Below are 26,459 nucleotides of genomic sequence, written 5' to 3'. Positions count from 1 at the left end.
CAAACAAGTTCCTTTGTTTTTGCGGCGCTTGCTGCTGCGCGGTTGCAATGCGACTGCGCGATTTCGCTCCCAAGTGCTCTATTTTTCTCCGATCCCCGCCACATATGGCAGTTTATGCCCCGACGAAGGTCGGTAGCCGTGGGAGAAATTGCGAACTGTTTCAAGGGAGACGTATCGTGGATCTTAACACAAAGCTTATCGGGGCCGCGTTTGCGGTGCTCGTTTCCGCCATGGCGGCACATGCTCAGGTGGTCGTCGCTTCCAAGATCGATACCGAAGGCGGCGTCTTGGGCAATATCATTCTCGCCGTTCTGAACGCCAACAACGTTCAGACGACCGATCGTGTGCAGCTGGGGGCGACGCCCGTGGTGCGCAAAGCGATCGTCGCCGGCGAGATTGATATCTATCCGGAATATACCGGCAACGCGGCGTTTTTCTTCGAAAAAGCCGACGATCCGCTCTGGAAGGATGCGGCCAAGGGCTACGAGCAGGCGAAAAAGCTTGACTACGACGCCAACAAGATCGTCTGGCTGACGCCATCGCCGGCCAACAATACCTGGGCGGTCGCCGTCCGCAAGGATCTGGCCGATGGCAACAAGATCAAGACCTTCAGCGATTTCGGCAAATATGTCTCCGGCGGCGGCAAGGTCGTGTTGGCGGCCTCTTCGGAATTCGTCAATTCGGCGGCGGCCCTGCCGGCGTTCCAGACGGCCTATGGCTTCACGCTGAAATCGGAGCAGCTGATCACGCTTTCGGGCGGCGATACGGCCGCGACGATCGCGGCAGCGGCAAACCAGACCAATGGCGCCAATGCCGCCATGGTCTATGGCACGGATGGCGGCATCGCGCCGTCGGGCCTCGTCGTCCTGGAGGACGACAAATCCGTCCAGCCGGTCTATCAGCCGACGCCGATCATTCGCGAGGCGGTGCTCAAGGAGCATCCGGAAATCGAGACGCTGCTGAAGCCGGTCTTCGAAAAGCTCGACCTTGTGACGCTGCAGGATCTGAACGGGCGCGTCCAGGTCGGCGGCGAGCCGGCCAAGGCGGTCGCGGAGGATTTCCTGAAGAAGAACGGCTTTCTGAAATAAGCTGCCGCGAAACGGCCGGTTCCCTCTGGACCCGGCCTTACAGCGCAGCGCGTCAAATATGACGCGCAAATGACGCTGTAGCACTTTGAAACTGCTGCATAATTTTATCCTTAAATCGACACCGATTTAAGGAATTATGCAGTAGCCGGGATGACGGGGATGGCCGCTTGAACATTCGCTTTGACAAACTGGGCGTGGTCATCGCGCTTCTCGTCGCCTATGGCACGCTTGTCGCACCGTTCGCGACGTTTCGCGCCAATCGCATCGTGCCAGGCGAGGCGAAATCGATGCTTGCGGCGCTACCCGGCGAGGCGGGTGTTGCCCTCATCGGGCTCATGGTTCTCGCCGCCGCGGTCATCCTTCTGAAAACGCCGGCGCTGCTGCGGCTCGTCACCGCCGCGGTTGCGCTCGCCGCCATTGCGCTTTTTATCGGCATGGCGGCGACGCATCTGACCCCGCCGGAAAACACCTATGCACGCGTATCGCCGGCATCCGGCTTCTGGATCCTTTTGTTTGCCCATGCCCTGCTGGCCGCCGATTCGATTACGCGGTTGCGGCCGCTGCCGGTCGTACGGGTTCTGCTTCTGCTGATGACGCTCGGTGGCGCAGCGGTGATCTTGATATCGGGACTTTGGGATGGCCTGTCGATCCTCAAGGAATATATGGGGCGCGCCGACGTGTTCTGGCTGGAGGCGGGCAGGCACGTGGCGCTGGCGCTCGGGTCGCTGTTTGCCGCGGTTGTCGTCGGCCTGCCGCTCGGCATTCTCTGCCACCGCGTCGAGCCCCTGCGTGCCGGTGTGCTCAACACCCTGAACCTCATCCAGACGATCCCGTCGATCGCACTGTTCGGCATTCTCATCGCGCCGCTCGGCTGGATCGCCGTCCATGTGCCGGGGGCTGCCGCGATCGGCATTCGCGGCATAGGCGCTGCTCCCGCCTTCGTGGCGCTGTTTCTCTATTCGCTGCTGCCGGTGGTCGCCAATACCGTAGTCGGGCTTGCCGGCGTTCCGCGCGAGGCCAACGAGGCGGCGCGCGGCATCGGCATGACGGACCGGCAGAGGCTTTTCGGCATCGAGCTGCCGCTGGCGATGCCGGTCATTCTCACCGGCATCCGCATCGTTCTCGTCCAGAATATCGGCCTTGCGACCATCGCGGCTTTGATCGGCGGCGGCGGCTTCGGTGTCTTCGTCTTCCAGGGGATCGGCCAGACGGCGATGGACCTGGTGCTTCTCGGCGCGGTGCCGACGGTGGTGCTTGCCTTTGCCGCGGCCATCGTCCTCGACGCCCTCATTGAAATGACCACGCCGTCGAAAAACCAAGGCAGGACCGCATGATCGAGATCGACTGCATCACCAAGCGCTACGACGGCCTTGCGGTGGTCGACAATGTGACGATGACGATCGCGCCGCGCACGGTCACCGTCATTGTCGGGACTTCCGGTTCCGGCAAGACGACGCTGTTGCGCATGATCAACCGGCTGGTCGAGCCGACCGCGGGCGCGATCCGCCTCGACGGCGAAGACAATCGCGCCATGCCGGGCTACGAGCTACGCCGACGGATCGGCTATGCCATCCAGGGGCACGGGCTTTTTCCGCATCGCACCGTCGCACAGAACATCGCCACCGTGCCGGTGCTCCTCGGCTGGGACAAGGCGCGCATCGATGCCAAGGTGGCGGAGTTGCTGGCGTTGTTCCAGCTCGATCCCGCCATCTTCGCGGCGCGGTTTCCACATGAGCTGTCCGGCGGCCAGCAGCAGCGGGTCGGCGTGGCGAGGGCGCTGGCGGCGGAGCCGAAGGTTCTCCTGATGGACGAGCCGTTCGGCGCGCTCGATCCGATCATCCGGGCAAAGGCGCAGGCAGACCTGCTCGACATCCAGAAGCTCTTGAAGACCACGATCGTGCTGGTGACGCACGACATGGACGAGGCGTTTCATCTCGCCGACAAGATCGCCGTCATGGACAAGGGCGAACTCGTTCAATACGGCACGCCCGCCGAGCTGGTCAAAAATCCGACGACGGAGTTCGTCCAGACCCTGATCGGCGCCAGCGAACGGCCGTTCCGGCTACTGTCGATCAAGACGGCGGGGCAGGCGGTGGAGCCCGGCACTGCCGATGGACAGCCCGTTGGCGCGGAAACGAGCCAGCGCGACGTGCTTTCCGAACTGCTCTGGACCGGCCGCGATGCGTTGCCGGTGGCGGCGGCTGACGGCACGATCCTCGGGAAGGTCACTTTGGAAGGGCTCGCCAAGCGCGCAGCAAAGCCGCAATGAGGGTTTGGGGTCCCTCTCTTCTGCGCGCCGTGCTGCTGGCGACCCTGATTGCATTCCTGGTTTCGCCCGGCTGGTTCGAGCCGCTGTTGAAGCCGCTGGTGCAGGACAATGCGCCGGCGATCTACAATCAGGGCGGCCTGCTGACGCTGACGCTCCTGCATCTGCGCACCGTCGCGATCGCCACGATTGCCGCCATCATCGTTGCCGTGACGCTCGCCATTCTCGTCACGCGGTCCTTCGGGGCGGAATTCCTGCCGTTGTCGCGCAGCCTGGTGAATGTCGGGCAGACATTTCCGCCGGTGGCGGTGCTGGCGCTGGCCGTTCCGGCCCTCGGCTTCGGCGAGAAGCCGACGTTGGTGGCGTTGTTTCTCTACGGCCTCCTGCCGATCTTCGAGAATACGCTGACGGGTCTCACGACCCTGCCGCCCTCCGTGATGGAGGCAGCGCGCGGCGCCGGCATGACGGATCGCCAGCGTCTCTTCAAGGTGGAGCTGCCGCTGGCGATGCCGGTGATCCTGGCGGGCATTCGGTTGTCCGTCGTCATCAGCCTGGCCACCGCGACGATCGGCTCGACGGTGGCGGCAAAGACGCTGGGGGAGGTGATCATCGCCGGGCTGCAATCCAACAATATCGCCTTCGTCCTGCAGGGCGGGATGATCGTCGGCGCGCTGGCCGTGCTGATCTATGACGGCTTGTCGGCCATCGAGGCCGTTATGGCGCGGCGGGCAGGCCTGTAGATCACGCGCGTTGCTCGTCGACCATTTAGAGGGGCTTGGCTATTGCCCGCGCAAAATGATCTGCATGGGCTGGAGAAATACAGTTTGCCTCTTATTTCAGGGAGAAGACGGGAAACGAAGAGCGAAAGGACCACGCAATGGCAAAGAACACCATCTGCCTATGGTACGACAAGGACGCTGAGGCTGCCGCCCGCTTCTACGCCGCGACCTTCCCGGACAGCGCAGTGGGCGCTGTCATTCGTGCACCTGGAAACTATCCAGCCGGCAAGCAGGGAGACGTGTTGGTTGTTGAATTCACCGTCGCCGGTATTCCTTGTATCGGCCTGAATGGCGGTTCCGCGTTCAAACACAACGAAGCCTTTTCATTTCAGATCGCAACTGACGATCAGGAAGAAACCGACCGTTACTGGAACGCCATTGTCGGCAACGGCGGCCAGGAAAGTGACTGCGGCTGGTGCAAAGACAAATGGGGGGTGTCCTGGCAGATCACACCGCGCGTACTGACCGAAGCGCTTGCGGTAGGCGGTGATCAAGCAAAGCGTGCTTTTGATGCGATGATGACGATGAGGAAGATCGACGTTGGGGCGATCGAAGCTGCTCGGCGTGGTTGAGACATCATCGCGCTGGAGTGTCCGCTTCTGGCGGCGCAAAGCGGGCATCTGCCCGCCTCCAAGTTTGGGCTGGTGACAAATTTCAGCGGTTTATGTTGGAGTACCGGACCATCGCTCGAGATGTCATCCCTCGATAAGGTGCCGTCCTCCCGTCATCCTGGGACCGACGATGGTGAGAGGGAAACAGCGGACTCGGTGATCCCGTAGAAATTTGGCGGGGGCGGCTGGCCCCGCATCAAATCTCGCGCGTCGATGCCGCCGTCACTGTCAGTGTGGTAAAGCCGCTGATGGCGATTGCCGCCCGTTCGGGTGTCGGGATGGCGCCGCAGAGGCTGCCGGTGGTGATGATCCGGCCTTGGGCAACGGGCTCCGTCAATGCATTGGCAAAGGCGAGGAAGGGAGCCACGGGATCGCCGTTGGGATGTTTTCCCGGACCGGAGAAGGCGGTGCCACCGTTGATCGTGATGACCAGCGGAAAGTCCTGGCCGGGTTCGAGCACCTCGGCGGGCAATTCTTCGCCAAGTACGTAGCCGGCATTGCCAAGGCGGTCCGCTAGAAACAAAAGGGCTGGAGAACGGCTGCCGTTATCCAGGCGGTGTCCCAAAAATTCGACGCCGGAATAAATGCCGCTCACATAGCCGAGAAGCGTTTCACGGGTATAGGACTTGGCGCCCGGCGGCGGCAGGTCCTTGCCGAGGACGAAGCAGATTTCCACCTCCAGCGCATCGACGGCGGGGCGCTCGAATCCGGCGGTGCCCGATTCACTGGCATGGGTAATATGCGCCATGGGGGCGGAAATGGAGCTTCCGTCCGGGCGGATGGCGACCTTGTAGCCGACTGTCAGCCAGCCATTCAAGGCCAGCGTTTCGCTCTGCACGGTAAAGGCTTCCGCTGGAGTGCCTGGTTCCGCAAGCGTCGCCGTGGCAAGGCGCATGCCCCCGTTGTCGGCGTCGGACAGTTGGCGGGCGAGCGTTGTCGTGGCGGAACCGGCGGGCATCTTTATCTCCTGAACAAGCGGTGGGGCGTCGTTCCTTTCGACCACACCCGGCACAAAAGGAAAACCCCGGAATTGTTGTTCCGGGGTTTCCTCGTCGCGCAACCGGGAGAAAGAGTTACGCGGCCTGGACCTTCTTGGCGACCCGGGCCCATTCCGGGATCCACTGGCCGTGGGCGGCGAGCAGATCGTCGGTCAGCGACCAGATCTGGTCGAGATCGAGCTCGGCGGCGGTGTGCGGGTCCATCATCGCGGCGTGGTAGAGGTGCTCGCGGTTCTCCGTCATCAGGGCGGCGACCGTCAGTTCCTGCACGTTGATGTTGGTGCGGATGAGCGCCGTCAGCTGCGGCGGCAGGTCGCCGATGAAGGTCGGCTGGATGCCGTTCTCATCGACGAGGCACGGCACCTCGGCGGCGCAATTGTCCGGCAGCGAAGTGATGCAGCCATTGTTGCGCAGGTTGCCGTAAATGACCGAGGGCTCGCCGGTCCAGACCGAGTTCATGATCGAGGAGGCGTATTCCTTCGACTGCGCGACCTCGATCTTTTCGGCCGTGCGGTAGGCGGCGGCCTCGCCCTTCCATCTCTCGACCTGTTCGATGCAGCGCTTGGGATATTCATCGAGCGGAATGCCGAATTTCTCGATCAGGTCCTCACGGCCTTCCTTGATGAAATAGGGCGTGTATTCGGCGAAGTGCTCCGAGCTTTCGGTGACGAAATAGCCGAGGCGGGTCAGCATCTCGTAGCGCACCTTGTTGGGGCAGCGCGGGTTCCAGGTCGGTTTCGGTGCCCGGCCTTCGCGGTAGCCGCGCACGAGATCCGGATAGAGGTCACGGTAGGAGCCATCGGGCTGGCGATGCTCGAACTTCAGGTAGAAGGCCATGTGGTTGATGCCGGCCGAGCGGTAGCGGATTTCCTCATAGGGGATGTCGAGGTCGTGGGCCAGTTCCATCGCCGTGCCCTGCACCGAGTGGCAAAGGCCGACCTGCTTGATCTTCGGGTATTTCTCGGCGATCGCCCAGGTGTTGATCGCCATCGGGTTGACGTATTGCAGCAAGATCGCCTCGGGGCAGACCTGCATCATGTCTTCGCAGATCTTCCAGAGATGCGGCACGGTGCGCAGGCCGCGCATGATGCCGCCGACGCCGAGCGTGTCGGCGATCGTCTGGCGCAGGCCGTATTTCTTCGGCACTTCGAAATCGGTGACGGTGCAGGGCTCATAGCCGCCGATCTGGAACGCGACGACGACGAAATCGGCACCTTCGAGGGCCTTGCGCTGGTTCGAGTGCAGCTCGATGGTCGCCTTGACGTCGAGCGTCGAGATCAGTTTCCTGACGACGACCTCGCTTTCTTCGAGCCGCTGCGGGTTGATGTCCATCAGCGCGATCTTCGCGCCGGACAGCGCCCGACGCTGCAGAACGTCGCCGATGATGTTCTTCATGAAGACGGTCGAGCCGGCGCCGATGAAGGTGATTTTGGGTTGTCTCGCCATGGAATATGCCTCTTGTCTAGCGATTATGCGGCCACTTCGAAGGCGGCTCTGACGAGCCGTTCGGTGTAGGCGGTCTTGGGATGGGATAGAACGTCTTCGACCGGCCCCTCTTCAACGATCTTGCCGTGCTGCATCACCACCACCCGGTGGCAGAGCGCGCGCACGACTTTCAGATCGTGGGAGATGAAGAGGTAGCTCAGTCCCTTCTCGTCCTGCAGCTTGCGCAGCAGTTCGATGATCTGTGCCTGCACCGAGAGATCGAGCGCTGAGGTCGGCTCGTCGAGCAGGATGAATTCCGGTTCGAGCGCGATCGCGCGCGCGATCGCGATGCGTTGGCGCTGGCCGCCGGAGAATTCGTGCGGGAAGCGCGACAGGATGTTGTTCGGTAGGCCGGCATTGTTCAACGCTTCCTTGACCCGCTCGATCCGTTCGCTGCGGGTTGCGCCGAGCTTGTTGACGATCAGGCCTTCCTCGATAATCTGGCCGACCGACATGCGCGGATTGAGCGAGGAGAAGGGGTCCTGGAAAACGATCTGCATGCGCGAGCGCAGCGGTCGCATCTCTTCGCGGGTCTTGTCCTGGATCGGCTGGCCGTCGAACAGGATCTCGCCGCCTTCCGTCGTCAAAAGCTTGACGAGCGCCTGGCCGAAGGTCGTCTTTCCTGAGCCGGATTCGCCGACGAGGCCGAGCGTCTCGTGGCGGTGAAGCTTGATGCTGAGGCTGTCGACCGCAATGAGTTCCTTCAGCTGCGGCCTGAAGAAGCCGCCGGCCTTCAGCATGAAGGAAACGCGGACATCGCGGCCTTCGAGAATCGCCGCCGAATCGACCGGCATCGGATTTGCCATGCCCTTCGGCTCGGAGTTGAGCAGGTGGCGGGTATAGGGGTGCTGCGGGTTCTGGAACAGCGCCACCGTGGTGTTGTGTTCCTTCACCTCGCCGTTCTGCATGACGTAGACATAGTCGGAGAACTGGCGGACGACGGTAAGGTCGTGGGTGATCAGGATCACCGCCATGCCCAGCGTCTTCTGCAGGTCGCGGATGAGGTTGAGGATCTGCGCCTGGACGGTGACGTCGAGCGCCGTCGTCGGCTCGTCGGCAATCAGCACATCCGGGCTGTTGGCAAGCGCCATGGCGATCATGATGCGCTGGCGCTGGCCGCCGGAGAGCTGGTGCGGATACTGGTTGAGGCGGGATTCCGGATCGGGAATCTGTACCTGGCGCAGCAGTTCCAGCGTCCGCTCCATCGCCTGTTTGCGGCTCATCTTCTGGTGAACACGGATCGCCTCGATGATCTGGGCGCCGATCGTATACACCGGGTTCAGCGAGCTCATCGGCTCCTGGAAGATCATCGAGATGCGGTTGCCGCGCAACGCCCGGCGCTGGCGATCGGAGAATTTCAGGACGTTCCTGCCGTCATAGTCGATGCTGGAGCGATCCGACACTGTCGCGCGCTTGGTGAGCAGGCCCATGACGGTGCGGGCGGTCACCGATTTTCCCGAGCCGGATTCACCGACGACGGCGATCGTCTCGCCGCGATAGAGCTGGAAGGAGACGTCCTTGACGGCATCGACGGTGCCATGCTCGACCTTGAATTTCACGCCCACATGGCGGGCGTCGATGATGGGCGAGCCGACGGCGGCGGCATGATCGTGCCGTTGTTCGGGAGCCAAAGTGCTGATGTCCACGAGTGCCATGGGTCGTCTCCTCAGTATGGGTCGACGGCGTCGCGCAGGCCATCGCCGAGCGCATTGAACGCAAAGACGGTGACGAGCACGAAGGCCACGGGGGAAAGGATCCAAGGGTAGGATCCGATGACGGAATAGGTCGAGGTGTCCTGCAGCATCAGCCCCCAGGACATCAGCGGCGGCTTTACCGCAAAACCGAGGAAGCCGAGGAAGGATTCAAGCAGCACGACGCTCGGGATCGCCAACGTTACCGAGACGATCACATGACTCATGACGTTGGGGAAGATGTGCTGGAAGATGATGCGCCGGTCTGTGGCGCCGATCGCCATCGCCGCACGGACATAGTCGATCCGAGCCAAGGCCAACGTCTTGCCGCGTACTTCGCGCGACATCTGGGCCCAGCCGAGCGCGGACATCACGACGATGACGAAGGCGAGGAAGACGTTTGTCGGCGCCGTTACCGGGATCAGCGACGTCAGCGCCAGGTAGAGCGGCAATTGCGGGAAGGCGAGCACGAGTTCGACGAAGCGCTGCATCCAGATGTCGAAGCGGCCGCCGAAATAGCCCGACACCATGCCGACCGTGGTGCCGACGACCGTGACGATGAAGACCACAGTCAACGCGATCATCAGCGAGACGCGGGAGCCGTAGAAGATGCGTGACAGCACATCGCGGCCGAATTTGTCGGTGCCGAGGAAATTGACCGGCGTGCCATCGACGGCACCGAAGAAATGCCGGTCGGTCGGGATCAGGCCGAGAAGCCGGTAACTGAAGCCCTTGACGAAGAAACCGAGGTTCTTCGGATTGGCATAGTCCGGGCCGATGATCGGCTGGAAGGTGATCGGGTCGAGCTCGGTACCCTCGCCAACCTGATAGGTGCGCGGCCAGACGAGATTGCCGTCCTGATCGGTGATGCTGATCGTCTGCGGCGGGGCGAAGCCAACGCCGGTCAGCTTCGGATCGACGGGCGAAAAGAACTCGGCGAGGATCGTCATGAGCATCAGCAGGCAGACGAGGATCAGGCCGGCCATGCCGGTCCAGGAGCGCTTCAGGCGGCGCCAGACAAGGGCAAGATAGGTTTCGTTGCCGTGATGCGGTGCCGGGACGGGTACGGTGACGATGTTTTCAACGTCGGCTTTCATGCGTGTGCTCCTCCACCAAGGCGAACCCGAGGATCGAGCATGGCCAAAAGCATGTCGGCGATGATGTTACCGACGATGAGTGTTGCGGACAGGACCAGCATGAAGGTGGCGGTGACATAGACGTCGCCCACCCACATCGAACCGACGATGGCCGGGCCGACGGTCGGCAACGCAAAGATGATCGCCGTCTCGATCTCGCCGGTCAGCATGTAGGGCAGGACGACGCCCTGGTACATGACGAGCGGATGCAGCGCATTCGGAACGGCATGGCGCAGGATGACGGCTCGTTCGGAGAGACCCTTGGCGCGCGCGGTCTCGACATATTGGGCGTTCAGCGTGTCGAGCAGATTGCCGCGCATCACCCGCATATTGTAGGCGAGACCGCCGAAGGTGGCGATGGCGATGACCGGCCAGACGTGTTTCAGAAGATCGACGAACTTGCCCCAGGACCAGGGCGCGCCGCCGTATTTGGCGGAATGGAAGCTGTTGATCTCGGTCACGTTGAAATGGAAGACCATGATGTAGACAATGATCAGCGCCATCAGGAAGCGCGGCACCGTCATGCCAAGGAACGAAATGCCGGATAGCAGGCTATCGACCCAGGAATATTGCCGGGTGGCGGCGAGAATGCCGAAGGTGATGCCGATGACGGAAGCGAGGATATGGCAGACGAGCGCTAAGGCCAATGTGCGGGGCAGGCGTTCGCCAACCACATCGGCCACCGGCTTGTTGTAGAACAGGCTATGGCCGAAATCGCCGCGCGTCACGATGCCGGTGATCCAGTTGACGTATTGCACGGGGAGTGGCTTATCGAGGCCGTTGGCGATCCTGTAGGCCTGCGCCTGGGCGTCGGCTTCCTCGAAGGATGCACCGCCCTGGTTGATCATTTGCGAGCGGATATAGTCGCTGTAGTCGCCCGGCGGCGCCTGGATAATCGCGAATGTCACGACGCTCAGCACGACGAGCACGGGGATGGCGGATGCGATGCGCACAAGCAGAAATCGGAACATGGCTGTTGGGTTCTCTTGTGTGTTCAGGGGGCTGCTCCGTCCGCGATCGGCGGCCGGAGCGTGTTTCGAGAAGGATCAGTTGATCGGGCCGTTTTCGCCCGGCTTGCCCGGAAGCTGCTGCGGGAAGAGTTCGTAATCTCCCTGCTTGTCGGCGGCGACGAAGACCCGTTCTCGGACGATCGTATCCTCAGCCCAGTTGAACATGAAGATCGGGGCGCCGACCGGAATGTTCGCGAAGCGCTTGTTGATGATCAGCGCGCCCGGATATTCGGTGAGGCCAACCGTATCGACATTCTCCGTTGCCACCTTCTGATACTGCTTCATCAGTTCGGTGCGATCGTCATTGTCGTTCGAGGCGATGAACTTGTTGACGATACCCACGAGTTCTTTCTCATAGGGCAGGAGATCGACCGTGCCGTCCGTGCCGGCGCGATGATGCCAGCTGGTGCGAGGCCCCGTCGGAGCGAGCTGGGTGGTGTTCTGCACCACAGATGTCAGTTCCGGATCGTTGCGGCGGATCGTCCAGTCGAACTGACCGGCATTGTGCGCGGCGTCCTTCTTGGTGCCGTCGAGCGAATTGAGCGTCACCTTCAAGCCGAGCTGCTCCATCTGGCCGATCAGTCCTTCCGCAAGATTGCGGTCGGTGCCGTAGTCGCCATTGGTCAGCAGCACGATCTGAACGTCTTGACCGTCTTCCGCTCCGGCTGGGAAGTTCACGAAACCGTTGCCGTCCGTGTCCTTCAGGCCGACCTTTTCGAGAAGCGCCTTTGCGCCTTCGAGATCGAAGGGATAGTAGACAGTCGACTGGCGGTCGTAGAAACTCGTGCCCGACGACAAGCCGCCGGGATAGATCGCCGTGAACGGGCCCTTGACGAGCGATTCCCCGATCTTCTTGCGGTCGAGCGCCATGGTGACCGCCTTGCGGAAGTCCTCGTTGCGATTGAGCTCGCGCACGGCCTTGCCGCGGGCATCGGGTTCACCCCAGCCGTTTGCCGAGAGATTCATGCGCAGATTGTAGCCGATCAGGCGGGCGCCGAAGGCAAGGCGTGCCGGGGCCGTGTCGGACGCAGCGCGCTTGAGCGATTCAACGAAGTTTTCCGGTTGCTCGAGGTTGGAGAAGTCACCGGAACCGGCGATCGCCTGCACGTCGCGGTCTGCCCAGGTCGAGAGCTTGTAGTGCATCTCGTTGAGGTAGGGCAGCTGATGGCCTTGCTCGTCGACCTTCCAGTAGTAGGGATTCCGGCGCAGGACGATGATGTCGTCCGGCCGGTATGAGACCGGGACCCAGGCGCCCATGACGGGGATGTTCATATATTCGGCCGGGAAACCGTTCTTGTACTGGTCGTAGGTCATATCCTTGTTGTATTTGGGATGCTTGGTCTTCAGGATATGCGCCGGACCGGGGCAGAACGTGCCGTAAGCCATGGCATAGAGATATTGGCGGGGGAAGGCTTCCTTGAACGTCCATTCGACGGTGTTGGCGTCAACGGCTTTCAACGTCGTGCCTTCGCCGAAGGTTTCGGGGGTTGCTCCATTGAGCGGCGACACATTGGGATCGACGACATTGTCCTCCCAGTAGAACATCACGTCTTCGGAGCTGAACGGCACGCCGTCCGACCATTTTGCGCCTTCGATCAGATGCATGGTCAGCTTGTGGCCGTCTTCGGACCAGTCCCAGCTCTTGGCCAGGTTGGGCAGCGGCTCCACGTCGCTGGCTTCGACCTGATAGAGCGGCGCGGTGCGCGTAAGGCATTCGGACATGCCGATATCGATGCCGCCCCAGCCTTGAGTCTGGCCGGCCGAATAGTTCCAGCCTTCCGGGCGTCCGCCGATGACGTGACGCATCGTGTCGCCATAGACGCCGATACCGTCGGGCATGTTGCCGGTCTTGAAGACCATCGGCTCCTTCGGCAGTCGCTCGGCAACCGGCGGCAGCTTGCCGGTCTTGACGAATTTCTCCGTAACCCAGTCCGGCTCGTGATATTCCGGCAGCGCTTTGAATTCGAGGATCGAATCGCGCGGCACATAGGTGATCTTGCCCTGCGCCGGGAATGGCGGCTGCTCGGGCACGACGGTCGGCTCGGAAGCCCAGGCCGTTACGGCGAATGCCGACACGCCCAATAGAAGGGCGGTGGTCGTTTTCAGATGGCGAAAGCGTTTCATTGTCGTTGTTTCTCCCTCATGCTTCGGGCCGGCCCGGTATGGGCGGCTCTCCTCCTAAAAGCACCCGGCGGGACGGCATCATGCCGCCTGCCGGAAGAGAGCGGGCGACGGATCGCCCACTCCCAGACCTGCCTCCTCCTCAGGAAAACGGGCCTCGCATATCTCGCTGAAACCGTTCAGCTTGCCGCTTTCAGCTTCGTCGCTTCCTTCTCGGCCCGCAGTTCGTCGATCGAGCGAACCTCGCGGCGGGCGACGCCCTTCCAGTCACGGGTCTTGACCGTGGCCTTGCTCAGGCGTTCCTTGGCGGCGGGCACGGCATGGGCATATTGCGGCAGCCATTCAGCCTGGGCGACCACCATCTCATCGACCATCTGCCAGACCTCTTCCGGCGTGCAGATGGCGCCGACCAGCGGATCGTGCAGCACGGCGAGTTTCAGAAGGTCGATATCGCCCGAGATGGCGGCATGAACCGACATGCGCTGGACGTTGATCGAGGAAATGCAGGTGGCCGCGCAGGCTTCCGGCAGCGTGATGCCGGCAACCATGTTGATGCCGAAGCGATCGACGAAACCGGGCGATTCGATGATCGCGTCCGATGGCAGGTTGGTGATGACGCCATTGTTCCTGACGTTGAAATGGCCGCGGTAGATGCGCCCCGTTTCCAGCGCCTCGAGGATGTGGCTGGCATGCTCGTTGGAGCGGCGGGCCGGATCGATCGGCTTTTCGGCATCCTTGAGGAACTGCGGAAATTCGGTCTCGAACCAGTTGCGGGTTTCGGTCGAGTAGCGCAGGTAGCCGCCGGTTTCGCCGTGGATCCAGTCGGACATATCGATCCAGCGGGTAATTTCCTCCGGCCGCTTGCGATACCAGGGCAGGTACTCCGACAGGTGGCCGTTGCTTTCGGTGGAATAGACGCCGAAACGCTTCAGAACGTCGATTCTGAGCTTTTCCTGCTGCGAGAACACCGGATGCGCCTCGAAGGCGGCGACGAGTTCGTCCTTGCCTATTCTGCGGCCCTTGACGCGCACATCGACGAACCAGGTCTGGTGGTTGATGCCCGAGCAGATGTAGTCGAGTTCGCCATCCTTGGCGCCGAGGATCTCCGCGATCTGTTCGCCGCCGTGCTGGACGCCATGGCAAAGACCGATCGTATCGACCTTGCCATATTCAAGCGCCGCCCAGGTGTTCATCGCCATCGGGTTGGCATAATTGAGGAACTTCGCGCCGGGCTCTGCAAGCTCGCGGATATCCTTGCAGAAATCGAGGATCACCGGGATGTTGCGCTGGCCATAAAGAATGCCGCCGGCACAGATCGTATCGCCGACGCACTGGTCGACGCCGTATTTCAAGGGGATCCGGATATCGTCGGCATAAGCGTCAAGACCACCGACGCGCACGCAGGAGATGATATAGCGCGCACCGGCGATTGCCTCGCGGCGGTCGGTCGATGCCGTCACCTTGGCCGGCAGGTTATTGGATTCAACGATCTTGTCGAGGATCGACTTGATCATGCCGAGATTGTGTTCGCTCAAATCGGTGAGCGCGAACTCGACGTCGCGGAACTCCGGCACGCAGAGAATATCGGTGAAGAGTTTCTTGGTGAAGCCGACACTGCCGGCGCCAATAATGGCAATCTTGAAGCTGCTCATGCTGTCCTCGTCGTTGGTCATTGGGCCGGGAAAAACGGACAGGGTAAAATCAATGCATGGGAAATGAGGCGCTCTGGCGCTTTTATCCTCCCAGCTCTCCCTGTCGATGCCGCTCCAACCCGGTCATCTTGCTTTGTTGAGGTGCATTATGCGTATAATATTCTTCATCGCCAGAGAGGTATTGTGCTTTCATGGGTAATTCTGTGCTGAAACAGTTGATCGAGAATGGCCCCGTCATGCGGACGGTTTCACTGCCGCGCGGACGCCATAGCCTGCACACCATGCCGACCAGCACGGGCTATGAGATCCGCACGGATTCGAGCTATGACTGGGATGGCCGAAAACGCGGCCAGACGCCGTTCACCGTGCTGCAGCACACGATCGCGGGTGCCGGTAATCTTCGCTACGAGAGCCGCAACTACAGGGTTCGCGAGGGTGAGACATTGCTCGTGCTCGTGCCGCACAACCATCGCTACTGGCTTGAACAGAACGGCCGCTGGGAGTTCTTCTGGATATCGATGAACGGCGAGGAGGCGCTGCGCATCCACAAGGCCATTCTCTCGACGACCGGGCCGATCCTGAACCTCAAGCCGGATACGATCGAGCGGCTGGCCGACTGCACTCTGAGGCTGATTTCAGGCGGTGCCGACGCGCCGGGCAGTGCATCGGCGATCGCCTATGAGGCGGCGATGGCGCTTTACGACGATGTCTTTGGCTCGCATCCGGTGTTCAGCCAGGAATACCGGACGATGCAGCATGTCATCGATCACATCATGGCCAATCTGGAGCATCCGCTTCCCGTCGAGAAACTCGCGGATGTTTCCGGCCTCAGTCGGGCCCACTTCTCCCGGGTCTTTGCGGCGAGCGAAGGCATGCCGCCGGCCGAGTTCGTGCTGCGCAAACGGCTGCAGCGGGCGACCAAGCTCCTGACTAAGGCGGCGGATTTGTCGGTGAAGGAAGTGGCGATCATGTCCGGCTTTGAGGATCCGAACTATTTTGCCAAGGTGTTTCGCCGCTATTTCGGCGCAAGCCCGACGGAGTTCCGCACCACCGGCATGTATTCCAGCGTTGCTACCAATGGCCGGGCGGCGCCTGCGTCATCAGCCGCTGAATAAATCCGCTGGCGCGGCGGGGCCTTGGTTCGGAAATCAGTAAAAGAGATGCCAGGGCGTGAGGAACGCGCGGCTCAGTTCCTGATCGCGTTCCTGTTCGACCGCGATGGTTTCCTCCCGGTTCCGCCGCAGGGCTTCTTCGGCGCGAACGGTCTTTTCCGGCTTGGCTGGCGGCGTCAGGTAACCGAGTGTCATTCCACCGTGATAAAACATTCGTTCTCCGCTGTTCCCTTGGATTTATTAACGGCTGTTAACACAATCCTGCCACAATTGAGGAAACTGTCAATAGTCTATGAAAATCATGCCTTATTGCTAAGGACTGCATTTCGGCAGCACATCACTGTCGCAAAATCCCGTGCTTGCGGGAAAATAATATAATCTATAAATTTAATGATGATTGAAAAATCGATCCGGCTTCAACTGCGTGCGCGGGCGTTCTTTGCTTGAGAAGACCGGGCTTTCCATGCGTAAATCACGCACCATGGACGAAACGCAAAAGAGTGGAAGCGCATGAACCTTGCCTTGCGAAATTCGATCGACCGGGTCGCCCCGACACCGGAACAGCCGTTCGTGCATGTGGCTGATCAGGACGCGCTGAAAGCGGCCATGCGGCGGATGTCGGGCGGGGTCTCCGTCATCACGGCCGGTGTCGGTGACGAGCGCACGGGCGCGACCGTGACGTCCGCGACGGCGCTTTCCGTCGATCCGCCGACGATGATCGTCAGTATAAACCGCGGCTCTTCCAGCTGGCCGGTGATCAGCCGCTATGGCCATTTCTGTGTCAATATCCTCTCCGCCGACCAGCAGGACGTTGCCGACCGCTTCGCCGGCAAGGGCGGGCTGAAAGGCGCCGAGCGGTATGACGGGGCTGAGTGGTTCACGCTTGCCAGCGGCGCTTCCGTTCTGCGCGGCGCGCTGGCCGGCATCGACTGCGAGGTCGACGAGGTGATCGAGCGGCACAGCCATGCCATCATTCTCGGCCGTGTGGTCTCGATCGTTGCCGGCGATGGCCACTCGCTCGTCTACAGCAATGGCCGCTACGGCCGCTTTTCTCTGTAGTAACGGTTAAGAGCTTCCGACGAGGAATGTCCGTTCACTGCTTCTCGCTCAAGCCTTAAAGCGTCGTGGACTGAACTTTAGCGGATCGAGTGCCCGCATTCTGAAGCCTTCCGGCTGGGCGCCGCCGGTCAGGAGGCTTGCCGCCAAGGCGCCAAGCGCCGGGGAGGTCAGGATGCCGGAGCCGCCCTGGCCGGCCAGCCAGAAGAAATCCGGGCAATCGGGAGCAAGGCCGACAACCGGCAGCCTGTCGGGCGAAAAGCTGCGCATGCCGGCCCAGCTCCTGGCGACGCGGCGCACCGGGATGGTGGTCGCTTCCTCGACGTAGTGTGCGGCCCAGGCGATGTCGAGCTCTTCCGGCTGCACGTCGCCGGGTTCGCAGGGCGTTGCATCGGCCGGCGAGGCGAGCAACCGCCCGGCATCGGGCTTCATGTAGAAATCCTCGTCGATCTCGTTGATCTCGGGCAGGCTCGATGTGTCGATCCCCTCGGGCAGGTCGACGGTGATGGCCGTGCGGCGATGCGGCACGATGCCGAGCGCCTTCGCACCGAAGATCTCCGCCATCGGATCGGCCCAGCCGCCCGTCGCGTTGACGGCAATTTTTGCCCGCACGGTGCCCGACGAGGTCTCGATGATCCAGGCGTTCCCGTCATGCCGGGCCGACACGACGTTGTGGCGCTCATGGATTTCAGTGCCATGGCGCCGCGCGCCCTTGACATAGCCCTGCAGCAGGCTTTCGACCTCGATATCCCAGAAGTTCGGATCATAGAAAGCAGCGGCCGCATAGCCGGGTTTCAGGATCGGCGCCCGCTGCAGCAATTCCTCCTCTTCCAGCGGTTCGAGCTCTGGCGCGAAGGCAAGCTCGGCGCGAAAAACCTCTGCCAGCCGCGCGGTCTTCTCGGCATTGGCGATCATAACGCCGCCGCGCTGCTTCAGGAGCGAAATGTTGGAGAATCCATCTGGCGGGCTGTCGAAGAAGCCCTTGGAGATCGCGGCGAGCGCGCAGACCTCGGGTGCATTGTAACGCAGCACGAATTCGGCGGCGGAGCGGCCGGTGCTGTGATAGCCGAGCGCCGTTTCGCGCTCCAGAACGACGACCGACCGATGCGGGCTGAGGAAATAGGCAAGCGAGAGGCCGGCGATGCCGCCGCCGATGATCGCCACGTCGAAAGTCTGCATGGGATGTGCTCCGCCCCTCGATCGGCGCAGCTCTCCGCCAGAATTCTCTGCCGGCTCCTATTTTGCGCCTTTTGGTGCGAAGACCTTATGGGTCTCTTTACCGCCGTTCAAATTTATAGCGGCAAAGGCGACTATAAGATTCATTGATATTCGACGCTATGATCCAACGGCTCGACGTCCTCGACATATTTGAGAAAGGCCGCCTCAGCTGGATTGAGAATGGCATTGGGGTTCGAAATGCGGAAAACATCCGTTGTCGGCAGCAGATCGTAGGGCGGCAACTGCCAGAGCCTGCCGGCCGCCAGCCCCGGCGCGGCCAGATGGCAGGGCAGCATGCCGATGCCGGTATTGGCCGCGATCAGGCGAATGACCTCTTCGACATTGCAGGAGACTGCGCGAACTTGCTGGCCGAAGGAGCCCATGGCGCGCACGGCCGTTATGGCGTTCATGTGCTGGCCGCCGAGAACGTCTGCGATGAAGGCGATAAAAGGATCGCCGCGAAGGTCGTTCAGCGCGGCATCCTTGACGCCGAACAGCCTGTGGCCGCGGCCGCAATAGAGCGCATATTGCTCGCGGATGTGGAAAGCCTTGCTCAGGCCCTCCGGGATATTGCCGTCGCTGAGGCCGATGGTAGCGATGTTGCGTTCGACGGCGCTGATGACGCTGACCGTCGTTTCCACGGTGATGCTGATCGTCACCTTGGGGTGCACGCGGAAGAAGTTTTCAAGACGCCTGTCCCAGGCGGGATTGTGCACATGGCTGACCGAATGAATGCTGACATGGCCCTTCACGTCCTTGCCAGCCGTCTCGAGCGCATTGGGCAGCCGAACGACGGCAGCGAAGATATCCCTGCATTGGCGGTGCAGCTTCTCGCCGGCCTCCGTCAGGTCGAAGCGCCCGGGACGGCGGTCGATCAGCTTCTGCCCGACGGTCTGTTCCAGCCGCTTCAGCGCCATGCTGACCGCCGGCTGCTGCAGGAGCAGCCGGTTGGCGGCGGCGGTAATGCTGCCCTCCTCGACCACCACGACGAAGGTGCGCAGCAGGTTCCAATCGAGATTATGGGCGAAGCGTTCGAGGCGATTGTCTGGCATGGAAATCCCGCACGGCATTTCGTTACGATATTCACGATGGTGAGCCCGGTGGCAAGCCGGCTTGTCCAGCATTCCCGGGGCGCATGAGGCAGTGCCGCATTTTCGTTTGTATCGTTCCGCCCGGCTTGCCATAACCGTTTCAAGAAGGAAAGCGACGGGAGGAAGACATGGCTGCCAGACAGGAATTCCAATGGGACGATCCCTTTCTGTTGGAGGACCAGCTTTCCGAAGACGAGCGAATGATCCGCGACACGGCGCGTGCCTATGCGCAGGAAAAGTTGCAGCCTCGGGTGATCGAAGCTTATCGAAACGAGACGACCGATCCTTCGATCTTCCGCGAGATGGGCGAACTCGGGCTGCTTGGCGTCACGGTGCCGGATACCTATGGCGGCGTCGGTGCCTCCTATGTGGCCTACGGTCTCATTGCCCGCGAAGTCGAGCGCGTCGATTCCGGTTACCGATCGATGATGAGCGTGCAGTCCTCGCTGGTGATCTACCCGATCTTCGCCTATGGCTCCGAGGAGCAGCGCCAAAAGTATTTGCCGAAGCTGATCAGCGGCGAGTGGATCGGCTGCTTCGGCCTGACCGAGCCGGATGCCGGCTCCGATCCTGGCGGGATGAAGACGCGGGCGGTGAAGACTGAGGGCGGTTTTCGGCTGACCGGCTCGAAGATGTGGATCTCCAACGCACCGATCGCCGACGTCTTCGTCGTCTGGGCGAAATCCGAAGCGCATGGGAATGCGATCCGCGGTTTCGTGCTGGAAAAGGGCATGAAGGGACTGAATGCGCCGAAGATCGGCGGCAAGCTGTCGCTGCGCGCCTCGATCACCGGCGAAATCGTGCTCGATAGTGTCGAAGTCGGCGAGGAGGCGCTGCTGCCGAATGTCGAGGGGCTGAAAGGCCCGTTCGGCTGCCTCAACCGCGCCCGCTACGGCATTTCCTGGGGCGTGCTCGGCTCGGCGGAATTCTGCTGGCATGCGGCGCGGCAATATGGCCTCGACCGCAAGCAGTTCGGAAGGCCGCTGGCGCAGACGCAGCTTTTCCAGAAGAAGCTTGCCGACATGCAGACGGAAATCACCCTCGGCCTGCAGGCGTCGCTTCGGGTCGGCCAGCTGATGGATGCGGGCCGCATGGCCCCGGAGATGATCTCGCTTGTCAAACGCAACAACTGCGGCAAGGCGCTGGACATCGCCCGTGCGGCCCGCGACATGCATGGCGGCAACGGCATTTCCGAGGACTATCAGGTGATGCGCCACATGGTGAACCTGGAAACAGTCAACACCTATGAAGGCACCCACGACGTGCATGCCCTGATCCTCGGTCGCGCCCAGACCGGGCTGCAGGCCTTCTTTTGAGCGCGGCGATGGAAACGCCACTCAAGGGACTGAAGGTTCTCGAACTCGCCCGCATCCTCGCCGGGCCATGGATCGGCCAGACGTTCGCCGATCTCGGTGCCGACGTTATCAAGGTGGAAAGCCCGGCGGGCGACGACACCCGGACCTGGGGGCCGCCCTTCGTCGAGGGCGAGGGTGGCGAACATCTCGACGCCGCCTATTTCCACGCCTGCAACCGGGGAAAACGCTCGGTCGTCCTCGATTTCACCACCGAAGAGGGGCAGGAGGCGGTGCGCCGTCTCGCGGCGCAGTCGGATGTGCTTCTGGAGAATTTCAAGGTCGGTGGCCTTGCGAAATACGGGCTCGACTATGAAAGCCTGAAAAAGATCAATCCGCGGCTGATCTATTGCTCCGTCACCGGCTTCGGCCAGGACGGCCCCTATGCCCACCGCGCTGGCTACGACTATATCATCCAGGGCATGAGCGGCATCATGGACCTGACCGGCGATCCGGACGGCGAGCCGCAGAAGATCGGCGTCGCCTTTGCCGATATCTTCACCGGGCTCTATGGCGTCATTGCGGTCCAGGCGGCGCTTCACATGCGCGAACGCAGCGGCGAAGGCCAGCAGATCGATATGGCGCTGTTGGACAGCATGACCGGTGTTCTCGCCAACCAGGCGCTGAATTTCCTCGTCTCCGGAAAATCCCCCCGCCGGCTCGGCAATGCGCATCCGAATATCGCGCCCTATCAGGTCTTTCCCGTCTCCGACGGCCACCTGATCGTCGCCGTCGGCAATGACCGGCAGTTCGTCAAGTTCTGTGCGCTGCTCGGGCTGAACGATCTGGCGACGGACCCGCGCTACATGACCAATGCAGCCCGGGTGAAACACCGCGACAGCCTGACGCCGGAACTGGCCGCACGGACGGCAACGTTCAGCCGCGACGCGCTGCTTGCCATGCTGGAAGCAGCCGGTGTGCCCGGAGGGCCGATCAATTCCGTGGCGGATGTGTTTTCCGATCCACAGATCATTCACCGCGGCATGCGGATCGATACGCCGCACACCGGAGCCGCCTCGGGAACGGCGCCGGGCGTGCGCACGCCCATCACGTTTTCAGCGGCAGACCTTGCGCTGGACCACGGCGCTCCACGGCTGGGCGAGCACACGCAGGAGGTCTTGGCAGAGATCGGCATGAGGCCAGGGGTATCCAACTAGGGATTGTTCCGTGGCAAACCATGTCTCTTTTGGGGGATTGATTTATGCGGATTACAGTCGTTCTGGACGATGAAATGTTTGCCAAAGCGCAGGCCTATACAGGACTTGCGAAGAAATCGGCAGTCATCCGGCACGCGTTGAAATCCCTTATCCAGCGTGAAGCCTCAGCGAGGCTGGCGGAGCTTGGCGGCAGTCAGCCGGATTTGGAATATATTCCAAGGCGACGCCCTTGGACCGACGAGGATGCTTGATTGCGACCACCCCAAGTGGTCGCCTCAAATATTCCCCATGCAGAGATATTTCATCTCCAGATAATCCTCGGCGCCGTGGCGGGAGCCTTCGCGGCCGATGCCGGATTGCTTGAGGCCGCCGAAGGGGGCGGCTTCGGAGGACATGCGGCCGGTATTGATGCCGATCATGCCGTATTCCAGCGCTTCGGCGACGCGCCAGACCTTCTTGAGTTCGGTCGCATAGAAATAGGCGGCAAGGCCGTAGATGGTGTCGTTGGCCTGCAGGATGACGTCTTCCATCGTCTCGAAGCGAATGATCGGAGCCACGGGGCCGAAGGTCTCGTCGCAGGCAACCAGCATGCTCTTGTCGACATTGGAAAGCACGGTCGGTTCGAAGAAGGCGCCGGAGACGCGTTTTCCGCCGCACAGAAGGGTTGCGCCTTTTGCAGTCGCGTCGTTCACATGCGTCTCGACCTTCTGGATGGCCCTGTCATCGATCAGCGGGCCGATCGTGACGCCGGGCGAAAAGCCGTCGCCAACCGAAAGCTTGCTAACCTGCGCCGCCAGCTTTCGAGCGAATTCGTCATGGACGCCGCTCTGCACATAAATGCGGTTTGCCGAGGTGCAGGTCTGGCCGGCATTGCGATATTTCGCCTGGATGGCACCATCGACGGCCGCATCGATGTCGGCGTCGTCGAAGACGATGAAGGGGGCACTGCCGCCGAGCTCGAGGCTGATTTTCTTGATCTGGTCGGAACATTGCCGCATCAGGATGCGGCCGACCTCGGTCGAGCCTGTGAAGCTGATCTTGCGCACCTTGGGATTGGCGCAGAGTTCGCGGCCGATCGCATCGCCTTCACAGGCGAGGATGAGATTGAAGACGCCCTTCGGAAAACCGGCGCGGATCGCCAGCGCGTGCATGGCAAGCGCAATGAGCGGCGTCTGTTCCGCGGGCTTGAGAATGACCGTGCAACCGACGGCAAGCGCCGGCGATATCTTGCGCGCGACCATCGAGGCTGGAAAGTTCCAGGGCGTGATCGTCCCGACGACGCCGACCGGCTGCTTGATTACCAGCATGCGGCGGTCGGTCGAGGGTGCTGGAATGGTCTCGCCATAGACGCGTTTGGCTTCCTCCGCGTACCACTCGATATAGGCCGCGGCGTGCTGGACCTCGGAGCGGGCCTCAGACAGTGGCTTGCCCATTTCCGCAGTCAGGATTGCCGCGAGATCATCGATGTGGGTGATGACGAGGTCGTGCCAGCGGCGCAGAATGGCGCTGCGGTCGCCGGCCGGGCGTTCGGCCCAGGGAAACTGGGCCGCATAGGCGTCGTCGATGGCGGTTCGTGTTTCCGCCACGCCCATATCGGGCAAGGTCGCGAGCAATGTGCCGTTGGACGGATTGCGGACATCGAACGTGCTTACTGCAGCCGCTCCGGTCGCATTGACCAGCCCGAGCAGGCGCGGCTCCTTCACATGGGCGATCAGCGTCTCGGTAAAGATCATCGGTGATCCTTTCTGGCGGTCCACGCGTCGAGGGCGCGGGGCGGCACGTGTCGTCGCGGGACGATGCCGATAGCCGATAAACACGGCCGGGTCCATCGGGCAGCAACAGAACGGCTGCCCGATGTGATTTTCAATACCGTCCAGTCTGCGTCAGGCTCGCGCTGCCATGATCGACGCTTCGAGAATGTCGAGCGCTTCGGCGAAGACCTCGTCCTGGATGGTAATCGGCGCGAGGAAACGGATGACATTACCGTGCACGCCACAGGTCAAGAGGATGAGCCCCTTTTCCAGAGCGATGAGGCGCACGCGGTTGGCGAAATCGGCGCTCGGCAGATTGGTCTTCACGTCGTTGAACTCGACGGCGTTCATGAAGCCGGGACCGCGGATATCGACGATTTCCGGCGCCTGTTCGCGGATGGCGGCGAGGCGCTGCTTGAGGCGGCTGCCCAGCTGTTCGGCGCGCTCGCAAAGCTTTTCATCCTCGATGATGTCGAGAACGGCATGGGCAGCGGCGATGCCGATAGGACTACCGCCATAGGTGCCGCCGAGGCCGCCCGGTGCCGGCGCGTCCATGATTTCCGCACGGCCGGTGACCGCTGCGAGCGGGAAGCCGCCGGCGAGGCTTTTCGCCATGGTCATCAGATCGGCTGCCACGTCGTGGTGATCCATGGCAAACAGCTTGCCGGTGCGGGCAAAGCCGGTTTGCACCTCGTCGGCGATCAGCAGAATGCCGTGCTGGTCGCAGATTTCGCGAAGGGCGCGCATGAAGGATGCGGGCGCCGGATAGAAGCCGCCTTCGCCCTGCACCGGCTCCAGGATGATGGCGGCGACACGGGCCGGATCAACGTCGGCGGCAAACAGCTTCTTCAGGGCGGCGATCGACTGCTCGACACTGACGCCATGCAACTCGATCGGGAAGGGGGCATGGAAGACGTCGCCCGGCATCGCGCCGAAGCCGACCTTGTAGGGGACAACCTTACCCGTCAGCGCCATGCCCATGAACGTGCGGCCATGGAAGCCGCCGCCGAAAGCGACGATGGCCTGGCGGCCGGTCGCGGCGCGGGCGATCTTCACCGCATTTTCAACGGCCTCGGCACCCGTGGTGACGAAAATCGTCTTCTTGGCGAAATTGCCCGGCGCCAGCGCATTGAGGCGCTCGGCGAGATGGACATAGCTTTCGTAAGGCACGACCTGGTGGCAGGTGTGGGTGAAGCGATCGATCTGCGCCTTGACGGCCTCGATGATGCGAGGGTGGCGGTGGCCGGTGTTGACCACGGCGATGCCGGCGGCAAAATCGATGTAGCGATTGCCTTCCTTGTCCCAGATTTCGGAATTTTCCGCGCGGTCTGCGTAGATCTGCGTGGTCATGCCCACGCCGCGGGAAATGGCTGCATTCTTGCGATCGGTCAAACTGGTCACGGTGGTCATCCTGAGGTGTGAGGAACGTAATTTTTGCAAATCCTATATTTTTTCTGTAGGTTTGCAAATTAATTATGGTGATCGGAAATACAGCATTTGTGATGCTTTTTCTTGTCACTCGGCGGCATGTGTGGCTACATTGATGCGGTGAGCGTTGAATGGATATTTTTCTGACACTTCGAGCACTTAGGATTTTCGCGGCGATGCTCGATGGGTCTCTTTCGGGGTTGGCGCCGCATCATTGTAACGCGTAGCAATGGAGCATGATGCCATGACTGCTGATGCCATTATCCGTGCCCGCATCGATTCCGCAACAAAACAGAAAGCCATTGCCGCGCTGGACGCCATGGGGCTTTCGGTTTCCGACGCTATTCGCCTCTTGATGCTGCGCATTGCCGAAGAAAAGCGCCTGCCCTTCGAACTGAAGGTGCCGGACGGCGAGCCTGTGCTTCCCGGCGATCGGGGTCCGCGCCATCTGGACAGCGGCGAAGACCTGTTTCACGATCTGGAACATTGACGGCATGAGAATTTCGTGTGGCGGCCCATGAGCGATGCCATCCCCGTTCGGTACAAGGTCGCGGAGGCAGCTCGGCTTGCCGGCGTCTCGGCATCGACCTTGCGGCTCTGGGAGACGCAGGGGCTCGTCGTGCCGGAGCGCTCCGTCACCGGGCATCGGCAATACAGCGAAAGCGACGTCGCCCAATTGAAGCGCGTCTCCTGGTTCCGCGCCGAGCGCGGCCTCAATCCGGCAGCCATTCGTGAAGCACTCGAGGCGGAAGCCGGCGAGTCCGATGATGCCGCTGCTGCTGCAGATACAAGTCCGGCATCGCAGGTCGGACGCAAGCTCAGGAGCTTGCGGCACGCGGCAGGCAAGACGCTCGAGCAGGTGGCCGGCGATATCGGCATTGCAGCTTCCGTTCTCTCGACGCTAGAGCGCACCTCGCAGGGCGTCTCCGTCGCGGTGCTGCACAATCTTGCCGAATATTTCGGAACGACCGTTTCCAGCCTCTCCGGCGAGGACGAGCCGGAGGTCCGGGCGCTCATCCGTTCCGGCGAATGGCGGACCTGGCCGCGCACGACGCCGGGCGTGACGGTTCAGCTTCTGGCCGAGGGCCGTAACCAGATGGATTGCCATCGTTTCGTGCTCGAACCCGGCGCCTCCAGCGAGGGTGCCTACAAGCATGAGGGCGAGGAATTCGTCTACGTGCTGTCGGGACGTGTGGAGTTCGTGCTCGATTCCGATCAGTTCCATGACCTGAACGCCGGCGACTCGCTCTATTTCGAGAGCCGCCGCCATCACGCCTGGTCGAACCGGCATGACGGCGAGACGGTGCTTTTGTGGATCAACACGCCGCCGACATTCTGATGCTTCCCTTCTCGTGTTTCAGCGCCTGAGGCAATCAAGCTGGTTTATACCGGCTATTGCCGTTATCTATTTCGTTTATGTGCCCGTCAGGCCTACAGTTTCCGGGAAGCACCGAAAA

At 61.7% G+C, this 26,459-nt stretch carries 24 protein-coding genes; 12 read left to right on the top strand and 12 right to left on the bottom strand.

Annotated features, from left to right (window positions below; translation table 11 throughout):
* Positions 1-230 precede the first annotated feature (230 nt).
* From WI754_RS04225 to WI754_RS04205, 5 genes are all read left to right on the top strand, one after another.
* The gene (locus tag WI754_RS04225) at positions 231-1,088 is read left to right on the top strand and encodes an ABC transporter substrate-binding protein (protein ID WP_349437722.1); all 858 of its coding nucleotides are present in this window, start codon (positions 231-233) and stop codon (positions 1,086-1,088) included.
* 167 nt (positions 1,089-1,255) lie between these two features.
* Positions 1,256-2,422, top strand: coding sequence for an ABC transporter permease (locus tag WI754_RS04220; RefSeq protein ID WP_349436411.1), 1,167 nt, complete (start codon positions 1,256-1,258; stop codon positions 2,420-2,422).
* A complete protein-coding gene (locus tag WI754_RS04215) occupies positions 2,419-3,357 on the top strand; it encodes an ABC transporter ATP-binding protein (RefSeq protein WP_349436409.1) in 939 nt (312 codons plus the stop codon). Before WI754_RS04220 ends, WI754_RS04215 begins: the two co-directional genes overlap by 4 nt.
* Entirely contained in the window at positions 3,354-4,094 is a 741-nt protein-coding gene (locus tag WI754_RS04210; protein WP_349436408.1) for an ABC transporter permease, read from the top strand. The genes WI754_RS04215 and WI754_RS04210 overlap by 4 nt, the downstream gene beginning before the upstream one ends.
* 137 nt (positions 4,095-4,231) lie before the next feature.
* The gene (locus WI754_RS04205; protein WP_349436407.1) at positions 4,232-4,705 is read left to right on the top strand and encodes a VOC family protein; all 474 of its coding nucleotides are present in this window, start codon (positions 4,232-4,234) and stop codon (positions 4,703-4,705) included.
* Between the two features lie 235 nt (positions 4,706-4,940).
* Here WI754_RS04205 and WI754_RS04200 read toward each other — a convergent pair whose 3' ends face one another.
* The 7 genes from WI754_RS04200 to WI754_RS04170 all read right to left on the bottom strand — a co-directional run bounded on the left by WI754_RS04200 (position 4,941) and on the right by WI754_RS04170 (position 14,837).
* On the bottom strand, positions 4,941-5,702 hold the full coding sequence (locus WI754_RS04200; RefSeq protein WP_349436406.1) for a hypothetical protein: 762 nt from the start codon (positions 5,700-5,702) through the stop codon (positions 4,941-4,943).
* Between the two features lie 115 nt (positions 5,703-5,817).
* Positions 5,818-7,188 carry an alpha-glucosidase/alpha-galactosidase gene (locus WI754_RS04195; protein ID WP_349436405.1) on the bottom strand — a complete coding sequence of 457 codons (1,371 nt, stop codon included), beginning with the start codon at positions 7,186-7,188 and terminating at the stop codon, positions 5,818-5,820.
* 23 nt (positions 7,189-7,211) lie between these two features.
* On the bottom strand, positions 7,212-8,882 hold the full coding sequence (locus tag WI754_RS04190) for an ABC transporter ATP-binding protein (RefSeq protein ID WP_349436404.1): 1,671 nt from the start codon (positions 8,880-8,882) through the stop codon (positions 7,212-7,214).
* An 11-nt stretch (positions 8,883-8,893) separates the two neighbouring features.
* Positions 8,894-10,015, bottom strand: coding sequence for an ABC transporter permease (locus WI754_RS04185; protein WP_349436403.1), 1,122 nt, complete (start codon positions 10,013-10,015; stop codon positions 8,894-8,896).
* Positions 10,012-11,025, bottom strand: a complete 1,014-nt coding sequence (locus WI754_RS04180; RefSeq protein ID WP_349436402.1) for an ABC transporter permease — start codon at positions 11,023-11,025, stop codon at positions 10,012-10,014. Before WI754_RS04180 ends, WI754_RS04185 begins: the two co-directional genes overlap by 4 nt.
* A gap of 75 nt (positions 11,026-11,100) precedes the next feature.
* Positions 11,101-13,188, bottom strand: a complete 2,088-nt coding sequence (locus WI754_RS04175) for an ABC transporter substrate-binding protein (RefSeq protein WP_349436401.1) — start codon at positions 13,186-13,188, stop codon at positions 11,101-11,103.
* A gap of 176 nt (positions 13,189-13,364) precedes the next feature.
* A complete protein-coding gene (locus WI754_RS04170) occupies positions 13,365-14,837 on the bottom strand; it encodes an alpha-glucosidase/alpha-galactosidase (RefSeq protein ID WP_349436400.1) in 1,473 nt (490 codons plus the stop codon).
* A gap of 191 nt (positions 14,838-15,028) precedes the next feature.
* Between WI754_RS04170 and WI754_RS04165 the strand changes: the two genes are divergently transcribed.
* Positions 15,029-15,952: an AraC family transcriptional regulator gene (locus WI754_RS04165; protein ID WP_349436399.1), complete on the top strand. Its 924-nt coding sequence runs from the start codon at positions 15,029-15,031 to the stop codon at positions 15,950-15,952.
* 33 nt (positions 15,953-15,985) lie between these two features.
* Here the strand turns inward: WI754_RS04165 and WI754_RS04160 are convergent, their stop codons facing one another.
* Positions 15,986-16,162 carry a hypothetical protein gene (locus WI754_RS04160; protein ID WP_349436398.1) on the bottom strand — a complete coding sequence of 59 codons (177 nt, stop codon included), beginning with the start codon at positions 16,160-16,162 and terminating at the stop codon, positions 15,986-15,988.
* Between the two features lie 393 nt (positions 16,163-16,555).
* Here WI754_RS04160 and WI754_RS04155 point away from each other — a divergent pair, with 393 nt between their 5' ends.
* Entirely contained in the window at positions 16,556-17,008 is a 453-nt protein-coding gene (locus tag WI754_RS04155) for a flavin reductase family protein (RefSeq protein WP_349437721.1), read from the top strand.
* A 48-nt stretch (positions 17,009-17,056) separates the two neighbouring features.
* Here the strand turns inward: WI754_RS04155 and WI754_RS04150 are convergent, their stop codons facing one another.
* Both WI754_RS04150 and WI754_RS04145 read right to left on the bottom strand, forming a co-directional pair.
* Positions 17,057-18,184: an FAD-binding oxidoreductase gene (locus tag WI754_RS04150; RefSeq protein ID WP_349436397.1), complete on the bottom strand. Its 1,128-nt coding sequence runs from the start codon at positions 18,182-18,184 to the stop codon at positions 17,057-17,059.
* 140 nt (positions 18,185-18,324) lie between these two features.
* Complete coding sequence (locus WI754_RS04145) at positions 18,325-19,275, bottom strand: LysR family transcriptional regulator (protein WP_349436396.1); 951 nt, start codon at positions 19,273-19,275, stop codon at positions 18,325-18,327.
* Positions 19,276-19,442: 167 nt separating this feature from the next.
* Between WI754_RS04145 and WI754_RS04140 the strand changes: the two genes are divergently transcribed.
* The 3 genes from WI754_RS04140 to WI754_RS04130 are packed head-to-tail and all read left to right on the top strand — an operon-like array spanning position 19,443 to position 22,074.
* Positions 19,443-20,630 carry an acyl-CoA dehydrogenase gene (locus WI754_RS04140; RefSeq protein ID WP_349436395.1) on the top strand — a complete coding sequence of 396 codons (1,188 nt, stop codon included), beginning with the start codon at positions 19,443-19,445 and terminating at the stop codon, positions 20,628-20,630.
* A gap of 8 nt (positions 20,631-20,638) precedes the next feature.
* Entirely contained in the window at positions 20,639-21,823 is a 1,185-nt protein-coding gene (locus tag WI754_RS04135; RefSeq protein WP_349436394.1) for a CaiB/BaiF CoA-transferase family protein, read from the top strand.
* A 44-nt stretch (positions 21,824-21,867) separates the two neighbouring features.
* Entirely contained in the window at positions 21,868-22,074 is a 207-nt protein-coding gene (locus WI754_RS04130) for a type II toxin-antitoxin system VapB family antitoxin (protein WP_349436393.1), read from the top strand.
* Between the two features lie 24 nt (positions 22,075-22,098).
* On the opposite strand, the gene WI754_RS04125 is transcribed toward WI754_RS04130, so the two are convergent.
* Both WI754_RS04125 and WI754_RS04120 read right to left on the bottom strand, forming a co-directional pair.
* Positions 22,099-23,556 (bottom strand): NAD-dependent succinate-semialdehyde dehydrogenase, encoded by a 1,458-nt coding sequence (locus WI754_RS04125; RefSeq protein ID WP_349436391.1) that lies wholly within the window; start codon positions 23,554-23,556, stop codon positions 22,099-22,101.
* 150 nt (positions 23,557-23,706) lie between these two features.
* Positions 23,707-24,975 carry a 4-aminobutyrate--2-oxoglutarate transaminase gene (locus WI754_RS04120; RefSeq protein WP_349436390.1) on the bottom strand — a complete coding sequence of 423 codons (1,269 nt, stop codon included), beginning with the start codon at positions 24,973-24,975 and terminating at the stop codon, positions 23,707-23,709.
* 271 nt (positions 24,976-25,246) lie between these two features.
* Here WI754_RS04120 and WI754_RS04115 point away from each other — a divergent pair, with 271 nt between their 5' ends.
* Positions 25,247-25,492: a type II toxin-antitoxin system RelB/DinJ family antitoxin gene (locus tag WI754_RS04115; RefSeq protein ID WP_349436389.1), complete on the top strand. Its 246-nt coding sequence runs from the start codon at positions 25,247-25,249 to the stop codon at positions 25,490-25,492.
* Positions 25,493-25,519: 27 nt separating this feature from the next.
* Positions 25,520-26,341 carry a MerR family transcriptional regulator gene (locus WI754_RS04110; protein ID WP_349436388.1) on the top strand — a complete coding sequence of 274 codons (822 nt, stop codon included), beginning with the start codon at positions 25,520-25,522 and terminating at the stop codon, positions 26,339-26,341.
* Positions 26,342-26,459 lie beyond the last annotated feature (118 nt).

It is taken from the genome of Pararhizobium sp. A13, assembly GCF_040126305.1.
Taxonomy (GTDB): Bacteria; Pseudomonadota; Alphaproteobacteria; order Rhizobiales; family Rhizobiaceae; genus Pararhizobium.
The sequence above is the reverse complement of the archived record's forward strand: the minus strand, read 5'-3'. Positions and strand labels throughout refer to the sequence as shown.